The sequence below is a fragment of the Microbacterium sp. SL75 genome (assembly GCF_026625865.1).
In the GTDB taxonomy this organism is placed as follows: Bacteria; Actinomycetota; Actinomycetes; order Actinomycetales; family Microbacteriaceae; genus Microbacterium.
Genome location: NZ_CP113067.1, coordinates 2,173,045 through 2,190,253 on the forward strand (window position 1 = coordinate 2,173,045; position 17,209 = coordinate 2,190,253).

Here is a 17,209-nt window from a genome sequence, read left to right on the forward strand (position 1 = left end):
CACGTGACCTGGCCCTCGGCACCCGTCGTGGCGCGGCGGTGCGCGAGTCCACGTGACCTGGCCCTCGGCACCCGTCGTGGCGCGTGCTGTGGGCGAGTCCACGTGACCTGGCCCTCGGCACCCGTCGTGGCGCGTGCTGTGGGCGAGATCACGTGATCCGGCCCCTGAAGCGGGCGGTACGGCGCGAGATCACGTGACCTGGATCGGGGCGGTGCTCAGTAGGCGCGGAGGTACTGCGCGGGGGCGGGGGAGTCCGCACCCAGAGCCACGGCGGCGCGCAGCGCGTAGTGCGGGTCGCGGAGCCACTCGCGGCCCGACATGATGGCGTCGGCGCGAGAGTCGACGAGGATCTGCTCGCCGAAGGTGGGGTCGTCGATCATGCCGACCGCGCTGACGAGCAGGCCCGTCTCGCGTCGGACGGTCTCGGCGTAGTCGACCTGGTACCCGGGCCCGGGGACGATGCGCTGCTCGGGGACGAGGCCGCCGCTGGACACGTCGATGAGGTCGGCGCCCGCATCGGCGACGAGGCGCGCGGCGGCCACGGTGTCGGCGACGTCCCAGCCGCCCTCGGCGGCGTCCGTCGCCGAGAAGCGCACGAACACGGCGGCGTCCCCCGCGGCGCCGCGAACGGCCTCGGTCACCCGGACCAGCAGGCGCACGCGGTTCTCGAACGATCCGCCGTACTCGTCGTCGCGGTGGTTCGTGAGGGGCGAGAGGAACTGATGCAGCAGATAGCCGTGGGCGGCGTGGATCTCCACGACCTGGAAGCCGGCCCGAACGGCCCGGCGGGTGGCGTCGGCGAAGTCGGCGACGACCTTCTCGATCCCCGCGGGGTCGAGGGCGACGGGGGCGGCGAAGGTGTCGTAGGCCAGCGCCGAGGGAGCGACGGTGGTCCAGCCGCCATCGGAGGGAGCGATCGTGCCGCGGCCGCCCGTGAGGGGAGAGGTGGTCGAGGCCTTTCGACCCGCGTGGCCGAGCTGCACGCCGGCGACGGCTCCGCGCGATCGGATCGCGGCGACGATGGGGACCCACGCCTCGGCCTGCGCGTCGGTCCAGATGCCGGTGTCCTCGGGCGAGATGCGCCCCTCGGGCGAGACGGCGGTCGCCTCGGCGATCACCATGCCGGCACCGCCGGACGCGAACTGCGCGAGGTGCACGTGGTGCCAGTCGTTCGGGACGCCCTCGACCGCGCTGTACTGGCACATCGGGGAGACCCAGAGGCGGTTGCGCACCTCGGTACCGCGGATGGACAGGGGTGTGAAGAGGGCACTCATGAGGACCTTTGCGTTCTAGGGTGACGCCATGACGGCGAAGGACTTCAGCGGGCACGATGTCGCCCGCGCACTGCGGAAGCCAACGGCGGAGGACGACAAGTATTCCCGCGGGGTGGTCGGGCTGCGAACCGGCTCGGCCCGGTACCCGGGCGCTGCGGTGCTCGGCGTCGAGGCCGCGTGGCGCACCGGGACGGGAATGGTCCGCTATCTCGGACCCGCGCGCGCCCAGGACTTCGTGCTGCACCGGCGCCCCGAGACCGTGACGGCCGACGGGCGGGTGCAGGCCTGGGTGATGGGATCGGGAACGGATGCCGCCGAGCGCGATGCCGCCGAGACCGCGGCGCTGCGGGGCATCCTGTCGAAAGAGGTACCCGTCGTCGTCGACGCCGGGGCGCTGGACCTGGTCGCGGGAGCGACGGCCCCCGTGATCGTCACGCCCCACGCGCGAGAGCTCGACCGGTTGCGGGACGGTCTCGGGATGCCGGTGGTCGACGCCCGCGACGACGACGCACGAGAGGCGGCGGCGCGCGAGACGGCGGAGGCGTTCGGGGGAGTCGTGCTCTCGAAAGGGGCGGTCACGATCGTGGCGGCGGCCGGGGGCTGGACGCGCCGGGTCTCGACGGGGACGCCGTGGCTCGCGACGGCGGGCACCGGCGATGTCCTCGGCGGGGTGCTCGGGGCCGTGCTGGCGGGGTCGGTGGCCGACGGGCGGGACAGCGTGGAGGACCTGGCCGCCGCGGCCGCCGCCGCCGCGTGGCTGCACGGGACGGCCGGGCGGGTGGCATCCCTCGCCCGCGGATCAGACGGGGGGCCGATCGCGGCGCTCGACGTCGCCGAGACGCTGCCGGGTGTGGTGGCCGCGGTGCTGAGGGACTCGATCGCGTAACGGTTCGCTGCGTCGGCCCGCGCGACGGCGGGGGTCCGACCGACCTCCGTCCGGGGCCGCGAGTGACGCCCGTTTAGGATGAGGCGGTGTTGAGGCGTGTCGTTCCCCTGTTGATCGCGTTCGTCGCCGTGCACGTCGTGGTGGGGATCCTGGGGTATCAGCAGCCCAACGAACCCATGGGCGACGTGTACCTGGTGTATGAACCCTGGTCGCGTTGCGCCCTCTTCGGGGGCATCGATGTGACCTCGTGCACGCGCAGCGACGCCTGGGCCTGGCCGGGCATCACCGAGAAGTGGATCTATCCGCAGCTCGCGTTCCTGCCGATGACGTTCGCCTGGGTCTTCGCCTGGGCCGTCGGCTACACCCCGGCGTGGGTGATCACGGTGGCGCTGTTCAACCTCGTCGCCTTCGTCGTGCTGGTCGGCAAGGGCCGCTCGACGGGTCGCGTTCTCGCCGCCTGGTTCTGGCTCGCCGCCATCCTGCTGATCGGCCCCGTGGGCCTGTACCGCATCGACGGGATCACGGTGCCTTTCGCGATCCTCGGCAGCATCTGGATGCTGCGGCGTCCGTTCGTGGCGTCGGTGCTGCTCTCGATCTCGGTGTGGATGAAGGTCTGGCCCGCCGCGATCCTCGCCGCCGGTCTCATCGTCGTGCGCCGCCGACTCGCGCTGGTGTGGGGAGCCGTCGCGGTGTCGCTCGCAACGATCATCCCCGTCGTGGCCCTGGGCGGAGCGCCCTACGTCTTCGGATTCGTCGGGGACCAGACCTCGCGCGGCATCCAGATGGAGGCCCCCGTCGGCGGCCTCTACATGTTCCTCGCGGCGTTCTACGTGCCCGGCAGCGAGGTCTACTACGACGGCGGCGTGCTCACCTTCCAGGTGACCGGGCCGGGCGCCGAGCCCCTCATCGCCGCCATGACCCCGATCATGCTGCTCACGATGGTCGCCGTCGCGATCGTCGGGGTGACGAAGATGCGCCGAGGAGCGACCTTCCTGTCGCTCTTCCCGCCGTTGACGCTCGCGCTGGTGACCGCGTTCATCGCGCTGAACAAGGTCGGCTCGCCGCAGTACTACGTGTGGCTGTTCGCCCCCGTCGTACTCGGGCTCATGATCGACCGCCGTCGCTGGTACGCCTTCGCCGGCATGACGCTCGTGATCGCCGCCCTCACGCAGTGGATGTACCCGCTGCTGTACGACGGGCTCATGGCGACGCACCCGAACCCCTTCCCGGTGTTCGTGCTCGAGGCGCGCAACCTGCTCGCCCTCGTTCTGCTGGTGTGGGCCGTCGTGCGCGTGGTGCGCGTTCCCACGGGGCGCGTGCGCCCGCCCGCGGGGCTCCGCGAGATCGTCACGGGGCGTCGGCCGATCCCGGCCCGGGTTCCGACCGGACGCTGACCGAGGCGGGAGCGTTCCGCTGCACACGGCCGAGACGTAGTCTCGATCCATGCTCATCGCTTTCTCGGTCGCCCCCTCGGGGGTCGGCACCGCTGCCACGGAGAACCCCGACGGATCGGTCCACGACGCGGTCGCCGCGGCGGTCGCGGTCGTGCGCGCCTCGGGCCTTGCACACCGCACGACCTCGATGTTCACCGAGGTCGAGGGGGAGTGGGACGAGGTGTTCGCCGTGGTGAAGGCGGCGACGGATGCCGTGATGCCCTACGGCTCGCGTGTCTCGCTGGTGCTCAAGGCCGACATCCGCCCCGGGCACACCGGCGAGCTCGACGGCAAGATCGAGCGCCTCGAGGACGCGCTGGAGCGCCGGCAGGACTGACCCGCGGCTGAGCCGCGCCGTCTCCTGCCTGCGCTGCTCGCTCCGTCTCGCCTGCGGAGACCTCCTTCGCTCCGCGGTCTGTCGAGGAGCGACGGCTCGCGGGGAGAGAACGCCACCCCCGAATCTCGAAACGATTCGACCCGACCCGGTCGCGCCGACTAGCATCGCCTGGTGACCTCTTCGACGACCTCGAGAGGTGCGGCGATGCGGGCGCTCCTTTCTCTCGCCATCGGCAGTTTCGGCATCGGCATGACCGAGTTCGTGGTGATGGGCCTCCTGCCCAACATCGCCCGAGAACTCGTCCCCGGTGCCTGGGCGGCCTCTCCCGACGACGCGATCGCCCAGGCGGGCTGGCTGATCTCGCTGTACGCCCTCGGCGTCGTCGTCGGAGCTCCCACGATCGCCGGATCCGTGGCCCGCTTCCCGCGCCACCGCGTGATGATCGTGCTGGCCGCGGCCCTGGCGTTCTTCACCCTGCTGACCGTGATCGCCCCCACGTTCGAGCTCGTGGCGGCATCCCGCTTCCTCGCCGGGCTCCCGCACGGTGCGTACTTCGGCATCGGTGCTCTCGTCGCCGCCGACGCCCTCGGCCCGGGAAACCGCGCCAAGGGCGTGGCCTTCGTCCTCACGGGCTTGACCATCGCCAACGTCGTCGGCGTGCCCCTGGGCACCCTCCTCGGTCAGCAGGTCGGCTGGCGCGCCGCCTTCGCCGTGGTCACCGGTATCTTCCTGCTCGCGACCATCTGCATCGCCCTGTTCGTGCCGAAGCACCCCGGCTCGCCTGGCCGGCGGTTGCGCGACGAGCTGCGCGTGTTCCGCATCGGTCAGGTCTGGCTCGCCCTCGGTATCGGGGCGATCGGTTTCGGCGGGTTCTTCGCGATGTACAGCTACATCGCCCCGATGATCACCGGCGTCGCCGGCCAGCCCGAGTGGACGGTCTCGCTCGTGCTCGTGCTCGTCGGCATCGGCATGACGATCGGCAACATGGTCGGCGGCGCCCTCGCCGACAAGGATCTGCGCTTCTGGCTCTTCACGGGCCTCATCGCCCTGGGCGCGGCATCCGTGGGTCTGGCTCTCACAGCCGGGTGGATCGTGAGTCTCGTGCTGTTCGCCTTCCTCGTGGCGTTCTGCGGCTCGGCGCTCAGCCCCGCCATCCAGACCCGTCTGATGGACGTCGCCGAAGACAATCAGTCGATCGCCGCGGCGCTGAACCACTCGGCGCTGAACATCGGCAACAGCCTCGGAGCATTCCTCGGCGGCCTCGCGATCGCCGCCGGACTGGGGCTGGTGGCACCGGCGTGGGTCGGCGCGGTGCTCGCCGCGGGCGGGCTCGTCGTCGCGATCGTGGCGTACCGGGTCGAGGACCGCAGTGGACGCCACCCCGATCACCGGATGCCGGCGGCCGAGGCGGCGCAGACCGCGATCACCGGATCGATCCCGACGCAGCGCTGACGCGGCCGGGCGGTCGCGGACGCACCGGGCCGTCGCGGCCGGGGGCCACCGGCCGTCGCTGAGTGTCCAGAACACCCCGTGTCGCGAGCGGGGTGTACGGCGTTTCCTGGACATTCGGGCGTTGTCCCGGGGCGACGGGGCGACGGGGCGACGGCGCGACGTCCGGGGTCCGGAGTCCGGGTGAGCGGACGCGGATGCCGCGGGCTCACGGCATCCGGGATCGTCAGGTCGCGAGGAGTCGGCGCAGGTGCGCGGCGACCGCGGCGGTCTCGATGAGGAAGCCGTCGTGGCCGAAGTCGCTCGACAGAACGATCGCGCCGTCTTTGTCGAGGGTGTTCGCGATGCCGCGGGCGATGCGGTGCTGCCCGTCGATGGGGAACAGGCGGTCGCTGTCGACGCCCAGGACGAGGGTCGTGGCGGTCACACGGCGCAGCGCGTCTTCGACGCCGTCGCGGTCGCGGCCGACGTCGTGCGAGTTCATCGCCTCGACGAGGACGAGGTAGCTGTTGGCGTCGAAGCGGCGCGTGAACTTGTTGCCGTGGAAGTCGAGGTACGACTCCACCGCGAAACGTCCGCCCCGGCCGAGGGGACTCACACCCGACTGCCACGACCGCTGGAAACGCTGGTTCAGCTCGGTGGGGCTGCGGTAGTTCAGCAGCGCCATGCGCCGGGCGAGGGCGAGACCGCGGTGCGGGCCGTCGCCGTCGCCGGAGTCGTAGTATTCGCCGCCGGCGAAGCGCGGGTCGACGCGCACGGCGTCGAGCTGCACGGAGTTCAACGCGATCTGGTCGGCGGTGGTGATGGGCGGTGCGGAGAGGATCGCCGCGCGCTCGACCCGGTCGGGGAAACCGACGGCCCACTCCAGGGCGTGCATGCCTCCCATCGATCCGCCCACCACGGCGTGCCAGCGATCGACGCCGAGACGGTCGGCGAGCAGGGCCTGGGCGTTCACCTGATCGCGGATCGTGAGGTACGGGAAGCGCGAGGCCCACTCGTAGCCGTCCGGGGCGATGCTCGCGGGACCGGTGGAGCCCTGGCATCCGCCCAGCATGTTCGGGGCGATCACGAAGTAGCGGTCGGTGTCGATCGCGGCGCCGGGTCCCACGAGATCGCTCCACCATCCGGCCGTGGGGTGACCGGGGCCGGCGGCCCCCCGGACGTGGCTGTCGCCGGTGAGGGCGTGCAGGATCAGGACGGCGTTGTCGCGCGCGGGGGAGAGCTCCCCCCAGGTCTCGAAAGCGAGGCGGAACGCGGGGAGGGACTCGCCGCTCTCGGTCTCGAAGACGCCGAAGGCGGCGAAGCGTCGGTCGCCGACGGGGTCGCCGTCGCGCCACGCGCCGGTCGCGGGGGGTCTGCCGAGGAGGGAGCGGGCGTCCGCCTCCGTCACCGGGGCCGAGGGCACCGTGTCTTCGGAGATCTGCCAGTCCATGGCATCCATTCTCCCTAGGCGGGGAGGGTCGCCACGAACTGTTACGACCGGCGCGGCGACGACGAGGGCCTGCGCGGTGCCCCGACCACCGGTGGACACCGTTGTCCAGCCCCCGCCGACGCACGGGTCGGCTCGTCATGATCGCGGCATGGCGAACTTCCTCCTCATCGCGGCCTCGAGCGACATCGGTCAGGCGACGGCGACACGACTGCGCGACGCGGGTCACCGTGTCGTGACCACCGCGCGGGACTCCTCGCGGATCGAGCCCGACTTCATCCTGGATGCGACGGACTTCGACGCCGTGGACCGCATCGTCGGCGAGTCGGGTGAGCTCGACGGGATCGCGGTGTTCGCGGGGTCGATGCTGCTCAAGCCCGCGCACCTGACCTCTCGCGCGCAGTACGACGAGCTCATCGCCGCCTCGCTCACCACGGCCTTCGCGGCGGTGCGCGCGGCGGGGTCGCACATGCGCGGCGGCGGAGCGGTGGTGCTCGTGTCGTCGGCAGCCGCTCTCGCGGGGCTCCCGAACCACGACGGGATCGCGGCGGCCAAGGCCGCGGTGATCGGCCTGACCCTGTCGGCGGCGGCGAGCTACGCCGCGCACGGACTCCGGGTGAACGCCGTCGCGCCGGGACTCGTGCAGACCCGGCTGACCGAGAAGCTCACCTCGAGCGACATGTCGCGCAAGGTCTCGGAGGCGATGCACCCGCTCGGCCGGCTCGGCGAGCCCGACGACGTCGCGCGCGCCGTGGAGTTCCTGCTCGCGCCCGAGAACGCGTGGGTGACGGGGCAGGTGCTCGGGGTCGACGGCGGGTTGGGGAGTCTGCGTCCGCGGCAGAAGGTGTGACGGCCCGGGGTGGATCGGCTCGGGGTCTTCCTGGCTGTCCCGGAGTGCCTCGACGGTGCCCCGTCGGCACGCGGGAACGCCCCGCCCCGGAGCAACGGGGCGGGGCGTTCGTGCAGCCGTCAGGCGCGGGCGGCCTCCGAGAGGCGACGCGCCGATGCCAGAGCCTGGTCGAGGTCGGCCTTGAGGTCTGCGATGTTCTCGAGCCCCACCGACAGGCGCACGAGGCCGGGCGTCACGCCCGCGGTGAGCTGCTGCTCGGGGGTCAGCTGCGAGTGCGTGGTCGAGGCCGGGTGGATGACGAGGGAGCGCACATCGCCGATGTTGGCCAGGTGGCTGAACAGGCTCAGCGAGTTGACGAACTCGCGGCCCGCCTCGACACCGCCCTTGAGCTCGAACGACAGCACCGCGCCCACGCCCTTGGGGGCGTAGTTGTTGGCGGCGGCGTACCAGGGGGAGGTGGGAAGGCCGGAGTAGTTCACCGTGGCGACGTCGGGGTGCGACTCGAGCCACTCCGCGATCTCCTGGGCGTTCTGCACGTGGCGCTCGATGCGCAGCGACAGGGTCTCGATGCCCTGGATCAGCTGCCACGCGCTCTGCGGGGCGATGGAGGCTCCGAGGTCGCGCAGCAGCTGGACGCGGGCCTTGATGATGTAGGCGAGACCGTCGCCGACCGCTTGCGTGTACACGGCGCCGTGGTACGAGGGGTCGGGGGTCGTGAGGCCGGGGAAGCGGTCGGAGTGCTCGGACCACGGGAAGGTGCCGCCGTCGACGATCACGCCGCCGATCGTGGTGCCGTGCCCGCCGAGGAACTTCGTCGCCGAGTGCACGATGATGTCGGCGCCGTGCTCGAAGGGGCGGATCAGGTACGGGGTCGCGATCGTGTTGTCGACGATCAGCGGAACACCCGCGTCGTGCGCCGCGTCGGCGACCGAGCGGATGTCGAGGACGTTGATCTTGGGGTTGCCGATGGTCTCGGCGAAGAACAGCTTCGTGTTCGGGCGGACCGCGGCGCGCCACTCCTCGGGGTCGTCCTGGTTCTCGACGAACGTGGTCTCGATGCCGAGCTTGGCGAGGGTGTACTTGAAGAGGTTGTAGGTGCCGCCGTAGATCGAGCTCGACGAGACGATGTGGTCGCCGGCCTGTGCGATGTTGAGCACGGCGAAGGTCTCGGCCGCCTGGCCGCTGGCGACGAGAAGGGCGCCGGTGCCGCCCTCGAGGCCCGCGACGCGCTGCTCGACGACGTCCTGCGTGGGGTTCTGGATGCGCGTGTAGATGTTGCCGAACTCGGCCAGCGCGAAGAGGTTCGCGGCGTGGTCGGCGTTGTCGAACACGTACGAGGTCGTCTGGTAGATCGGGGTGGCGCGAGCCTTCGTGACCGGGTCGGGCTGCGCACCCGTGTGGATCTGCTTGGTCTCGAAACGCCAGTTCTCGGGTACCGACATGACTGCTCCTCAGCTTCGGGAGGCCGGGCGGTCGCCGTGGCCTGCTGCGAGCGTAGGGACAGCCTCGGACGCCGACAAGCGACCCGGACACGGGCCGTAACACCTCTGCCATGCCGGTGTCGGACGGGGGCGATAGCGTGGATGCCATGACGCGACGCGCAGTGGTGACCGGGGCCAGTTCGGGTATCGGAGAGGCGACGGCGAGGCTGCTGCGCTCGCGCGGGTGGGACGTCGTGGGCGTCGCGCGCCGCGCCGAGCGTCTCCGAGCCCTCGAGGCCGAGACGGGGGTCGTCGCGCACGCGGCCGACCTCACCGACGCCGACGACATCGCCGGCCTCTCGGCCTGGCTGAGCGAGACCGGGGGCGTCGACGCCCTCGTGCACGTCGCGGGCGGGGCGCGCGGGAGCGACCGGATCGAAGACGGCGACCCCGAGGACTGGCGCTGGATGTTCGAGGCCAACGTGCTCTCGGGACAGCGGCTCGTGGCATCGCTTCTGCCGCTTCTGCGCGCGGCTGCGAACGCGACCGGTCACGCCGACGTGCTCTTCGTCACCTCCACCGCCGCGCAGACGGCGTACCCCGGTGGTGGCGGCTACAACGCGGCCAAGGCGGGCGAGGCCATGCTCGTGCACGCGCTGCGCCAGGAGCTCAACGGCGAACCGCTGCGCGTCATCGAGATCGCCCCGGGGATGGTGCGCACGGAGGAGTTCACGCTCAACCGCCTGGGGGGAGACCAGGATGCCGCCGACAAACTGTACGAGGGTGTCGAGGCGCCGCTGACGGCCGGCGATGTCGCGGATGTGATCGCCTATGCGCTCGATGCGCCCGGCCACGTGAATCTCGACCTGGTGACCCTGCGCCCCGTGGCGCAGTCGGCGCAGCACCTGCTGGCGCGGGGGCCGCTGAAGACGCGCTGATCGGGGGTCACACCAACTCGCCGCGCGCGGCGGTGGCGGCGACCTTCGCCTCGGCCGCGTCCGAGAACGCGGCACTCGGAACGAAGGCCAGCAGAACGGCGGCGAGAAGGCCGCTCGCGCTGCAGACGACCCATACGGTGACGTACCCGGTGAAGGGGGCGGCCGTGCCGATCGCGGTGGCCGCACCGCCGGCGAGAACGACGCCGAAGAACGCCGACGACATCGTGCCGCCCATGATCTTCGTCGTGTTGGTCATCGCCGAGGCCATGCCGGTGCGTCCGCGTGGAGCGGCGGCGGCCGCGGCGGCGGGCATCGCGGCGATGAGGGCGCCGGCCCCGATCCCGGCGACACCGAGGCTCAACAGCACCTGCCAGGGCTCATCGTGGAGGGGCAGGAGCAGGGCGTACCCGATGCCGACGAGGACTGCCGAACCGATGAGCGGAACGCGGGGACTGGTGCGGCGCGAGGCGACGGCGAAGAGCACCGCGCCCACGATCAGCGAGAGCAGGTAGGCCCCCACGACGTTCGAGCGCTGCGTCGTATCGAGGCCCAGGCCGTACCCGATCGCGGGGTCGGTGCCGAGGTAGGTGAGGAGCGGGCCCTGAGCGCCGAGCAGGCTGATGCCGACGAGGAACGCGGTCGCCTGCACCGGCCACATCTCGGGGCTCCGGAGCATGCGGATGTCGATCGCCGGGTCGCGTTGGCGCAGCTCGTACCGGACGAAGAGTGCGCCCAGGGCCAGGCCGATCGCGAGCAGTGCGCCGATGACGACCGGGCCCGGGCCCGCGGGGAGGCGGACGAACGAGAGGGCGCCGGTAAGGAACAGCAGCGCGCCGGCGAGGATGACGAAGCCGCCCAGATCGAGGTGCCGTGCGCCGCTCGAACGCTCGGACTCCGGGACGCCCAGCCAGATGGCGACGCTGACGAGGGTGACGACGACGGCGGGAATCGCGAGCGTGAGCTGCAGGTTGCCGCCGCTCGCGGCGAAGAAGCGGCCGGCGGCGAGGGCGCCGAGGATGCCGCCGAGATGCAGGCCGACGACGATGAGACCCGCGGCGCGGCGCGTCTGCGAGACTCCGCGCTGCTGCCGTCGACCGCGGTCGAAGATCAGCGCGATCTCGAGGGGGAGCCACACCACGTAGAAGCCCTGGAAGGCCCACGCGACGAGGAAGGTCGCGAAGGAGTCGGCGAACACCAGTGCCCAGCTCGCCACCGCGGTGGCGATCGCCGAGAGCAGCAGGATCCGCTTGTGCCCGAACATGTCGCCGAGTTTGGCGAGCACGGGGAGGACGAGGGCCGAGAGCAGCAGTTGCGCGGCCTCGAACCAGTTGATGTCGGCGTCGCGTATGCCCAGGTGCGCGACGATCTCGGGAAACAGGGGGATGTAGAAACCCTGCAGGATGCCACTGACCAGCTCCACGAGAACGAACCAGCCGATGAGACCCGCGGTCGCCCCGAGCGCGGAGGAGCGCACCCGGGTGACCGCGCCGGAGACGCGCGACATGGCGCGAGGGTAGCATCGTCGATCGTCTCGTCGATGTCTTCGCCGATACCCTCCGCGGGCCCTCCGTCGCAGCGTGGGGGTCGGTCTGGGGTGGTCGGCGGGGGCCCTTCCGTGCCGGCGTGCTACGTTCACTCGTAAACGTGGAAAAATGGGCGCGCTGACGCGTCGAGAAGGTCGTCTCCTGTCGCTGGTGGTGCGCGGCGACCGTTCGCACCGGAGTGCGGCGTGGGGGCGCGTGAGCGTGCTCGGCGGTGGCGGTGATCGCCGGCGCCGTCGGTCGCCCCCTGGATCGAAATGCGCGCCGCGACAGTCGTCGAGCGCCGGGTGGCGACGCGGCGCCGAAGCGTCTCGCCCCACGCGCCGCATCTTCTCCGTTGCTGGGCGTGGCCTCGGAGTCGACTGGGAGTTGTGTTAGTTTCTGCTTATAAACGAGCAAAAAGCAGGAGCAACCGTGTTGAGCAGCGTCACTGCCCCCTCCGATTCCGCCACCCCGATGTCGCCCGAGCGTCTCGCGCGGGAGAACCTGCCCCTGGCGAAGTACCTCGCCGTTGAGAAAGCGCGTACCGCCCTGCACGTGGACCTCGACGACCTCCTGTCGGCGGCGTATCTGGGCCTGGCCACCGCGTCCTTGGAGTTCGAATCCGAACGCGGCATCCCGTTCGGCGCCTATGCACGCACCAAGATCACCTGGGCGATCCTCAACGAGATGCGCTCGGCGGATCCCGCGGGCGAACGCGGTCGCGAGAAGATCGAACGCGTGCGCGTGGCCGATGAGCTCGTGCGGGTGCGGACGGGGCGCGCGGCGACCGTGGCAGAGCTGGCTGCCGAATCCGGTCTCGATGCCGAGGTCGTGGTGAAGATGCAGATGCTCGACGAGATGGTCCGTACCGGAACGAGCTTCGAGGCGCAGTTCGAGGGTGACGACTCCCGCTCGGCTCCCGATCTCACCGACACCGTGATCCTTCCCGAACACGCGGTCGAGCAGGCGGAGAGGCAGCGGATGCTCGACCGCATCATCGGCGCGCTGCCCGACCAGATGCGCCAGGTCATCCGCGGCGTGTACCTCGACGAGCGCATGGTGAAAGACGTCGCGGCCGACCTCGAGGTGAGTCACGCCTACGTCTCGAAGCTCCGACGAGTGGGCCTGACCCTCATGCGCGAGGCCCTCGACGCCTGGGAGAACGGTACGACGCCCGACCGATCGACGGCCACGAAAGCGGCCTTCTTCGATGGCGTCTTCGGTCCCGTCGCGGCGCCCTCTGCTCGCGGCGCAAGAGCGGCGACGGGTCTGAGCGTGGACCTGAGGGGACTGGCCCTTCCCGCCTGAGGCGCGAATCTCGCCGGAAACGGCGGTTACGCGTCGGCCGATCCGTCGCGATGGTGGGGGATGCGAGGCCACGGACGGCTCCGCTTCGAATATCCCATCCACGGAGGAACAACATGGGTCTTCAGATCGCAACCAACGTCGGTGCCCTCAACGCGTACCGCAACCTGTCGTCGAACCAGAACGACGTGTCGAAGTCGCTCGAGAAGCTCTCGAGCGGTCTGCGCATCAACCGTGCGGCCGACGACGCCGCCGGCCTCGCCATCTCCGAGGGCCTGCGCTCGCAGGTCAACGGCCTGAACGTGGCCGCGCGTAACGCCCAGGACGGCATCTCGGTCATCCAGACCGCGGAAGGTGGCCTCACGGAGGTCCACTCGATCCTGCAGCGCGTGCGCGACCTCGCCGTGCAGGCGGGTAACGACTCGAACAACGCGGATTCCCGCAAGGCCATCACCTCCGAGGTGACGCAGCTGGTCGACGAGCTCGAGCGCATCGCGGACAGCTCGAACTTCAACGGCATCAAGCTCCTCGACGGCTCCGCAGGCGCCGCCGCGGACGGCAAGCTCAGCTTCCAGATCGGAGCGGACGGTTCGGCGTCCAGCCAGATCTCCGTCGACCTCGGTGTCGCCGACATCAAGACGCTGGCCACGGATCTGCGCACGAGCATCGTCACGACCGACGGCTTCGCAGACCCGACGGTCGCGGCGACGACCATCACCGCGGTCGACACGGCGATCAAGTCCGTGTCGTCGGCTCGCGCCGAGCTCGGTGCCGTCCAGAACCGCTTCGAGTCGACCATCAACTCGCTGCAGGTCTCGGCCGAAAACCTCTCCGCCGCCAAGAGCCGCATCGTCGACACCGACATGGCGGCCGAGATGGTCAAGTACACGGCCTCGAACATCCTGGCGCAGGCCGGCACCGCGATGCTCGCCCAGGCCAACCAGTCGGGCCAGGGCGTCCTGCAGCTCCTGCGCTGATCCGCAGCGCTGACGCACCGACGACGCCCGGGCGGGAGGTTCCTCCTGCTCGGGCGTCGCCTCACCCGGGATCGCTTCACCGACGGAAGGCGGAGACACGATGAACATCGACGGCCTGGCATCCGGTATGAAGACCGCGGACGTCATCGACGCGCTGATGAACGTCGCCGCGATCCCCAAGACCCTGGTGACCAACAAGATCACCGATCGCAACACCGTCATCGCCAATCTGCAGTCGCTCAACACGACCCTGCAGAACCTCGCCGAGAAGGCGAAGACCGCGGCCTCCGCGACGTCGCTCGCGCGCTTCTCGGCGACGAGCTCCGCCGAGGCCGTGACCGTCACCGCGGGCGACAAGGCCCGCGCCTTCTCGACCGCCGTGGTGGTGGACACCCTCGCCACCGCTCACGCCGTGGTGACCGCGCCCGGGGGAGCCGACGCGTTCGCGGGCCCGTTCACCCTGGTCGCCCGAGACGGGACCGCCACCGAGATCACCCCGGCCGGTGCCGCGCCCAGCGATCTGGTCGCCGCCATCAACGCCTCCGGCACGGGCGTCACCGCCACGGTCGTACCGGGCGGTCGGAGTGCCGACGGCCAACCCCTGTCGCGGGTGCAGATCACCGCGAACCGGACGGGGGCGGATGCCGCTTTCACCCTGCACCGCGGCAGCGCCGCCGCCGTCGCCGCGGGAACCGGTGACGATGTCACGACCGAGACGGGCGCGGCGATCGTCGCACGCGGCGCGGATGCCGTCATCCGCCTGTTCGCGGGGACCGCCGCCGAGCAGAGCGTGACCAGTTCTTCCAACACCTTCGTCGGGATCGGCGAGGGCGTCGACATCACGGTGCGCGCCACGTCGACGCAGCCGGTCACGGTCACCGTCGCCGCCGACGGCAAGGCGCAATCCGACACCGCCGCGGCCTTCATAAAAGACATCGCCGCCCTGCTGACGCGGATCGACAACGGCTCCAAGGCCACGGTCGCCGCCCCGGGGTCGGCCACGACCCTCGGCGTGTTCACCGGCGACAGTACGGTCCGCTCACTCCGCGGCGCCCTCGCCAACGCCGTCCAGAGCCCGGTCGGCTCCGTCTCGCCGTCGACGATCGGTATCAGCGTCGACAAGTTCGGCGCGCTGTCGTTCGACCAGGAGAAGTTCGCCGCGGCCATGCGAGCCGACCCGGCTGCGACGCAGGCGATGTTCTCGGCCGTCGCGGATCGCGTGCAGGCGAGCACGACGCAGTACTCCGACAAGTACGACGGCCTGCTCACCCAGCGCATCACCGGCCAGCAGACCGAGGTCAGGTCGCTGCAGCAGCAGGTGGAACGCATGGACCTGCGGCTCGACATGCGCCGAGCCACGCTCGAGCGCACCTACTCGGCGATGGAGGTCCGCCTGTCGGGTCTGCAGTCGCAGTCGTCCTGGCTCACCTCGCAGCTGGCCGCCCTCACTCCGCCGTCCCAGTAACCGCGAACAGGAGACAGATCGATGCCCGTCACCACCCTCGCCCGCGCCCAGCAGGAATACCTCGAGCAGCAGGTCTCATCCGCCACCCCCGAGCGTCTCGTCACCATGCTCTACGACCGTCTGCTCGTCGACGTCGAGCGCGCGCGCGCCGCGCAGGAGAGCGGCGACTGGCCCTCGGCGGGCACGTACCTCACGCACGCGCAGGCGATCATCGCGGAACTGAACGGTTCGCTCGACGACGGCTGGGACGGCTCGGACGGGCTGCGGGGGCTCTACACCTACATCACGGGTCGTCTCATCGTGGCCAACGTCGGCCGGGACACGGCGGCCACACAGGAGTGCGCGACCCTGATCGCCCCGCTCCGCGAGGCCTGGCACGCCGCGGCGTCCGCGCTCACCGTCTCGTGACGAAGCGATGACCGACGACGCGGCGTGGGCCGACCTCCTGGACACATTCGAGCGCGCCCTCGACGGTGGCGACGAGATGGCGCCCGGGTCCTTCGTGCGACCGGCCGGTCCGCCCCCGGAGCACCTCGTCGCCCGGGCGCGGGAGGTGCTCGAGAGGCAGCTCCGCGCGATCGAGGCACTCGGCGTCGCCCGTGCCGAGGTCGCGCGCGAGCTCGCGGCTCTGCGGCGGATCCCGCCCACGCGAGTGAGCCCACCCGTCTACCTCGACGTGCGCGGATAAGCGCAGCCCGTCGCTTCGCTCGCGTGCCGCGGGCGTCCCGGGCCGGCATCCGTCCCCGATTCCCGCTCGCGGTTACGCCGGAGCGCACCCGTCGCGATAGTCGGTGCCGAGCAGGGATCGCTCAACGACTGGCCACGGATCGGCTCGCCCCTCGACCGGAGTGCCGCGTGCTCGAATCCGTCACCTCAACAGCCCTGTCCAGCGCTCTCGACGCGCTGTCGCTGCGCCAGCGCGCGATCGCCGAGAACATCTCCAACGTCAACACGCCCGGCTACCACGCCAAACGCGTGTCGTTCGAAGAGGAGCTCGCGAGCGCCGTCGGACGGGGGTCCGGGAGCGTCGAGGCGGTGGTGCAGCGCTCGCTCGAGCCCACTCGGCTCAACGGCAACAACGTCAACCTCGACACCGAGACGATGTCGAACATCGACACGGTGCTGCGCTACCAGTTCGCCGCCCAGGCCCTCAGCGGCCAGGCATCGTCCATCACCAAGGCGATCGGTCAGGCCTCCGCATGAGCTTCGACGCGATCGGCGTGGCGGGGACGGGCTTGACGGCCCACCGCAAATGGCTGGATGCCATCAGCGACAACATCGCCAACGTCAACACCGCCACCCCCGCGGGGCAGGACATGTTCCGCGAGAAGTACGTCACGGCGGCCGAGGGCACCGTGACCCCCGGCGTGTACGTCACGGGCGTGCGCGAGTCGACCGCGGAGGGGCGTCTCGTCTACGAGCCCGAGCATCCCTACGCCGACGAGAACGGCTACGTGCAGTACCCCAACGTCGACCTCGGTGACCAGATGAGCATGCTGATCCTCGCCCAGCGCGGGTATCAGGCCAACGCCGCCGTCATCGACCGCGCCAAGACGAGCTACGAAGCGGCCCTGCAGATCGGACGAAGCTGATGAGCATTCCCCTCGACCCGATCGCAGCCGTGGGCGTGACGCCCCTCAGCCCGCTGAGCTTCGAGCAGACCGCCTCGGCACCGCAGGCGATCGGCGGCGCCGCGGGCGGACAGTCGTTCGCGACGTCGCTCGCCGCCGCCGTCGAGAATCTGCAGCAGCTGCAGTCGACCTCGAACGGCTTGGCCGTGCAGGCCGTCACCGGAGACCTCGACGACATCCACAAGGCCACGCTCGCCTCGACGCGCGCCGGGGTCACGCTCGACCTGATGGTCGCCGTGCGCGATCGCGGGGTCGCCGCGTTCAACGACGTCATGCGGATGCAGGCCTGAC

At 70.9% G+C, this 17,209-nt stretch carries 18 protein-coding genes; 14 read left to right on the plus strand and 4 right to left on the minus strand.

The annotated features are described in order from the left end of the window. Positions 1-215 precede the first annotated feature (215 nt). On the minus strand, positions 216-1,274 hold the full coding sequence (locus OVA17_RS10100) for an NADH:flavin oxidoreductase/NADH oxidase (RefSeq protein WP_267786429.1): 1,059 nt from the start codon (positions 1,272-1,274) through the stop codon (positions 216-218). A 28-nt stretch (positions 1,275-1,302) separates the two neighbouring features. On the opposite strand from OVA17_RS10100, the gene OVA17_RS10105 reads away from it, so the two are divergent. The 4 genes from OVA17_RS10105 (at position 1,303) to OVA17_RS10120 (ending at position 5,382) form a co-directional block, all read left to right on the plus strand. Beyond that, positions 1,303-2,160, plus strand: a complete 858-nt coding sequence (locus OVA17_RS10105; RefSeq protein WP_267786431.1) for an ADP-dependent NAD(P)H-hydrate dehydratase — start codon at positions 1,303-1,305, stop codon at positions 2,158-2,160. 86 nt (positions 2,161-2,246) lie between these two features. Continuing rightward, a complete protein-coding gene (locus OVA17_RS10110; protein ID WP_267786433.1) occupies positions 2,247-3,554 on the plus strand; it encodes a glycosyltransferase family 87 protein in 1,308 nt (435 codons plus the stop codon). Positions 3,555-3,603: 49 nt separating this feature from the next. Beyond that, a complete protein-coding gene (locus tag OVA17_RS10115) occupies positions 3,604-3,930 on the plus strand; it encodes a thiamine-binding protein (protein WP_267786434.1) in 327 nt (108 codons plus the stop codon). Between the two features lie 204 nt (positions 3,931-4,134). After that, entirely contained in the window at positions 4,135-5,382 is a 1,248-nt protein-coding gene (locus tag OVA17_RS10120; RefSeq protein ID WP_324289939.1) for an MFS transporter, read from the plus strand. A gap of 223 nt (positions 5,383-5,605) precedes the next feature. Here OVA17_RS10120 and metX read toward each other — a convergent pair whose 3' ends face one another. Further along, positions 5,606-6,811 (minus strand): homoserine O-acetyltransferase MetX, encoded by a 1,206-nt coding sequence (gene metX / locus OVA17_RS10125; RefSeq protein ID WP_267786436.1) that lies wholly within the window; start codon positions 6,809-6,811, stop codon positions 5,606-5,608. A 148-nt stretch (positions 6,812-6,959) separates the two neighbouring features. On the opposite strand from metX, the gene OVA17_RS10130 reads away from it, so the two are divergent. Further along, on the plus strand, positions 6,960-7,658 hold the full coding sequence (locus OVA17_RS10130) for an SDR family NAD(P)-dependent oxidoreductase (protein ID WP_267786437.1): 699 nt from the start codon (positions 6,960-6,962) through the stop codon (positions 7,656-7,658). 119 nt (positions 7,659-7,777) lie between these two features. Here OVA17_RS10130 and OVA17_RS10135 read toward each other — a convergent pair whose 3' ends face one another. Then, the gene (locus OVA17_RS10135; protein ID WP_267786438.1) at positions 7,778-9,100 is read right to left on the minus strand and encodes a bifunctional o-acetylhomoserine/o-acetylserine sulfhydrylase; all 1,323 of its coding nucleotides are present in this window, start codon (positions 9,098-9,100) and stop codon (positions 7,778-7,780) included. 146 nt (positions 9,101-9,246) lie between these two features. Between OVA17_RS10135 and OVA17_RS10140 the strand changes: the two genes are divergently transcribed. Next, positions 9,247-10,017 (plus strand): SDR family oxidoreductase, encoded by a 771-nt coding sequence (locus OVA17_RS10140; protein WP_267786439.1) that lies wholly within the window; start codon positions 9,247-9,249, stop codon positions 10,015-10,017. Between the two features lie 7 nt (positions 10,018-10,024). Here the strand turns inward: OVA17_RS10140 and OVA17_RS10145 are convergent, their stop codons facing one another. After that, entirely contained in the window at positions 10,025-11,521 is a 1,497-nt protein-coding gene (locus OVA17_RS10145; protein WP_267786440.1) for an MFS transporter, read from the minus strand. Between the two features lie 454 nt (positions 11,522-11,975). Between OVA17_RS10145 and OVA17_RS10150 the strand changes: the two genes are divergently transcribed. The 8 genes from OVA17_RS10150 (at position 11,976) to fliE (ending at position 17,208) form a co-directional block, all read left to right on the plus strand. Continuing rightward, complete coding sequence (locus OVA17_RS10150; RefSeq protein WP_267786441.1) at positions 11,976-12,848, plus strand: sigma-70 family RNA polymerase sigma factor; 873 nt, start codon at positions 11,976-11,978, stop codon at positions 12,846-12,848. 113 nt (positions 12,849-12,961) lie between these two features. Further along, a complete protein-coding gene (locus tag OVA17_RS10155; RefSeq protein WP_210072053.1) occupies positions 12,962-13,822 on the plus strand; it encodes a flagellin in 861 nt (286 codons plus the stop codon). A gap of 100 nt (positions 13,823-13,922) precedes the next feature. Next, a complete protein-coding gene (gene fliD / locus OVA17_RS10160; RefSeq protein ID WP_267786443.1) occupies positions 13,923-15,287 on the plus strand; it encodes a flagellar filament capping protein FliD in 1,365 nt (454 codons plus the stop codon). Between the two features lie 21 nt (positions 15,288-15,308). After that, positions 15,309-15,695: a flagellar export chaperone FliS gene (fliS, locus tag OVA17_RS10165; RefSeq protein WP_267786444.1), complete on the plus strand. Its 387-nt coding sequence runs from the start codon at positions 15,309-15,311 to the stop codon at positions 15,693-15,695. A gap of 7 nt (positions 15,696-15,702) precedes the next feature. After that, positions 15,703-15,975: a hypothetical protein gene (locus OVA17_RS10170; protein WP_210072050.1), complete on the plus strand. Its 273-nt coding sequence runs from the start codon at positions 15,703-15,705 to the stop codon at positions 15,973-15,975. 167 nt (positions 15,976-16,142) lie between these two features. After that, entirely contained in the window at positions 16,143-16,490 is a 348-nt protein-coding gene (gene flgB, locus OVA17_RS10175) for a flagellar basal body rod protein FlgB (RefSeq protein ID WP_210072049.1), read from the plus strand. Beyond that, positions 16,487-16,879 carry a flagellar basal body rod protein FlgC gene (gene flgC, locus OVA17_RS10180; RefSeq protein WP_267786445.1) on the plus strand — a complete coding sequence of 131 codons (393 nt, stop codon included), beginning with the start codon at positions 16,487-16,489 and terminating at the stop codon, positions 16,877-16,879. Before flgB ends, flgC begins: the two co-directional genes overlap by 4 nt. Further along, on the plus strand, positions 16,879-17,208 hold the full coding sequence (gene fliE / locus OVA17_RS10185) for a flagellar hook-basal body complex protein FliE (protein ID WP_267786446.1): 330 nt from the start codon (positions 16,879-16,881) through the stop codon (positions 17,206-17,208). Before flgC ends, fliE begins: the two co-directional genes overlap by 1 nt. Position 17,209: the final 1 nt, after the last annotated feature.